The 2,713-nt window shown below is 54.6% G+C and carries 3 protein-coding genes; all 3 read right to left on the bottom strand.

Annotated features, from left to right (window positions below):
• Positions 1 to 74: 74 nt before the first annotated feature.
• From JCM12296_RS33910 to JCM12296_RS33900, 3 genes are read right to left on the bottom strand one after another with little or no spacing between them, the layout of a single operon-like run.
• On the bottom strand, positions 75 to 1,193 hold the full coding sequence (locus tag JCM12296_RS33910; RefSeq protein ID WP_246805293.1) for an ISKra4 family transposase: 1,119 nt from the start codon (positions 1,191 to 1,193) through the stop codon (positions 75 to 77).
• Positions 1,133 to 1,633 carry a hypothetical protein gene (locus JCM12296_RS33905; RefSeq protein WP_054702440.1) on the bottom strand — a complete coding sequence of 167 codons (501 nt, stop codon included), beginning with the start codon at positions 1,631 to 1,633 and terminating at the stop codon, positions 1,133 to 1,135. Before JCM12296_RS33905 ends, JCM12296_RS33910 begins: the two co-directional genes overlap by 61 nt.
• Before the next feature lie 6 nt (positions 1,634 to 1,639).
• The gene (locus JCM12296_RS33900) at positions 1,640 to 2,533 is read right to left on the bottom strand and encodes a DUF4338 domain-containing protein (protein ID WP_246805291.1); all 894 of its coding nucleotides are present in this window, start codon (positions 2,531 to 2,533) and stop codon (positions 1,640 to 1,642) included.
• Positions 2,534 to 2,713: the final 180 nt, after the last annotated feature.

The following is a 2,713-nucleotide window of genomic DNA, read 5'->3' as shown; positions in this document are numbered from 1 at the left end:
GGGTGCGGATCTTTTACAACGCTTAAAAATACTGTTTGAAGCAGTCCATGCTACATCTTGTCTACCGGATGATGCTACTTGATTACTTTCAAGTGATCGCGATTGGAAGGAAGATGAGCCGTTGAGGTTCGTGGAACGACCCCTCCAGCATAAAGATTCTGATGATTCCGTTTGTATTCGCAAGCCTCATGAAAGGTCCAGTATTCATCAAAGTCGTGGCTTGCGCGCAAGGCCCGAAGTCGAAGCACGGCCTCGGCGCTTGGAAGCTTCCATTTTGCTCCCGTAATTTCGAGGCGATCTTTGACGAGATGCCTGCACGCTCCCTCTATAACGCCTGTGGCAATGGGGAACCCTTGCGAGAGGTAATGATTGTAGTGAAGATAAGGAGACTTGTTGATCAGGTAGGTTGCGCACGTATCTACCGGTTCGCGGGCCTTTTTATCCAATCCCTTTAGGGTGGCGCTACGGCGCATCCCCCCTGCCATCAAACCGGCTTTCCCATTAAGGACGGCAAGAAGACGATGGCGAACCCAGCCTTCAAGCTCGGGTCCGGATCCCGGGTGGAACACCCTGCCGGCCTTCCACAAATATTCAATGACGTGAACGATATCGACGATGATCGTCATATTCACGCCCCTTTTCTTGGCAATTCGCTCGAGGATATCGATCTGGGCGTTGTTGCCATCTACCAACGCGACCCAATGCTTCTTATGGCTTGGATCCCGGCGGCTGGCCTCGTCAAATGCATCCTCAATGACCTGCTCCGGTTCCTTCTCAAGGCTTGCCCACACGCGCTTTTGTTCGGGACGGGGACGTTTTCCCTTGCTTACGGTGCCGGCCTCTTCGGCGATCAGATCTTCGGGAGAGCGCTCGAAAGGATCGATCGTGTAGACGGCCGCCACGGTGGCCATGCGTTTGCAGTTTTTCTTTTCCCCCTTGGAAAGCCTTGTTCTCATTTTTTGTTTACGCTTTTTAGCGGCATTGCGGGTCTGTTCCCTGAGATCCTCCTCATGCATCACCACTCCCTTTCCGTCGGTGGTGATCACCAGCAGTGGACCTGTCTGCCCGTTTTCTTCAGCGTTGCATCGGCGCTTTTGGTAAAAAGCGTCGAAGTCCTGGGCTGCTCTTTGCGTCAGTTCCTCCACCTGGCGTTTGGGAATATATCCACCCGTGACATGATCAATCGTTTCCACGGCTTCGTCGAAGGAATTTTTTGCGGTATTAAGGGCAACCAGCGCCGCATCTCGAGCGAATAGCGCTCGGGAGGAACGTTGAGTTCGGCATCCAGTGGGTGAAGGCTACAGGTTCCCTCCCGCCCGTATCCTGCCCGGTGCTCCTCAATGGTGCCAAAAACCGTCTCGACCTTCCGCTCGTGAGGTCTTATCCGCAAACGCTCGACACCGTCGGCGTCAACGACCGCCTCAACACACAGACCGGGACCACGACTGTCCACATGCTCCTGAAGCAGCTGGCGCATCAGCTCCAGGCCCCGCTTTTTAAGTTCTCGCTCCAGTTCACTAAGGTTCATCTCACTGCCCTTTTTGGAATCCAGGAAAGATACGATACCTTCAAAATATTGCCGCCCCTTGCCATAAGACCGTTCCAAGGACGACAGGGCCAGTGCTGCGCTCATTGTCCTTTACCTCCCGTCCCTGAGGCGCCTTGCGGCATTTTTTACCAACGGATAGACCAGGATGGTTTTCACCTGGTCGTTGCGGCGCCGGTTGGTCTTGTCCATCCGGCCGCGCCCGGTGGTCTCCCCCAACTCGATCCAGTTGGCGGAGCGATAACAGCCTCCGTGGAACCGGTTCCGATCCACAAGGGTTTCCAAAAGCAGGGGCGATACCCCGTACTGCCGCTCCCAATCGCTTTTCAGATGGCGCAGGGCACAGCTGAGCATGGCGCTGGCCAGGTTACGGATGGATGCCATAACCAGGAACCGGCTGTTATTGACCACCTGCTGCAGCCCTTCCTCCCGACGCTTATCGTCCCAGCCGATCCATTGATCCCGGGCTTTCATCCGCCAGGCAGGGCTGGAAAATTGGAGGCATCCCACCACTTCGCGCCGGGGGCGATCGACATATACCAGATATTGGATCCGTGCTCCAAAAGGCATCGCATATCCAAGGTAGTGGTACCGGGCGAGAAGGTCCTTGAAAAGCTCCCGCTGCTCCCTTGTCTGTACCTGCTTCACATCCAGCGGCGTAAAATCCTCCACGCTGCCGGTAAGTTCGCTGTAAGGTGCATTGGCTCGAACCTCTGCTTTGCGCTTGCGGGGTTTGGTGTTCCCGTCTTGCCGTTTATCCGGAAGCTTCAGGACCCCCTTGCCCTCCAGTTGCACCAGAAGCTCCAAGCATTCACGGGTTTTAAGTTTGCCATTGGGCCGCATCCATTCCAACAGCTCACACACCGTGCAAGCCAGCTCATTTCGGCTGATTCCGCCACAGGTGTCCACCACTTCCTGGATCAGCGACACCTCCCCAATGCTGAACTCGCGACCACAAAATCGTTGCTGCGCCATCAATCCGTGCATGGAATCCTCCCTTTGCTGATTTTTCATAGCAAAGAGATGGTCTTTTGTCCCGTAAAAAATGCACGGCATATCGAATTATGGCGGGGTTAGCTGCCCAGAAAGGAGGCTGGCATTACTCTTACATGTATACAACTAACCAATTTAACTGCAATTAGAAATTACCGCGTTAGATCCACACCC

The organism is Desulfosarcina cetonica JCM 12296 (assembly GCF_001311845.1).
GTDB lineage: Bacteria > Desulfobacterota > Desulfobacteria > Desulfobacterales > Desulfosarcinaceae > Desulfosarcina > Desulfosarcina cetonica.
Note: the sequence above shows the minus strand (reverse complement) of the source record. Positions and strands in the feature narration are given on the sequence as shown.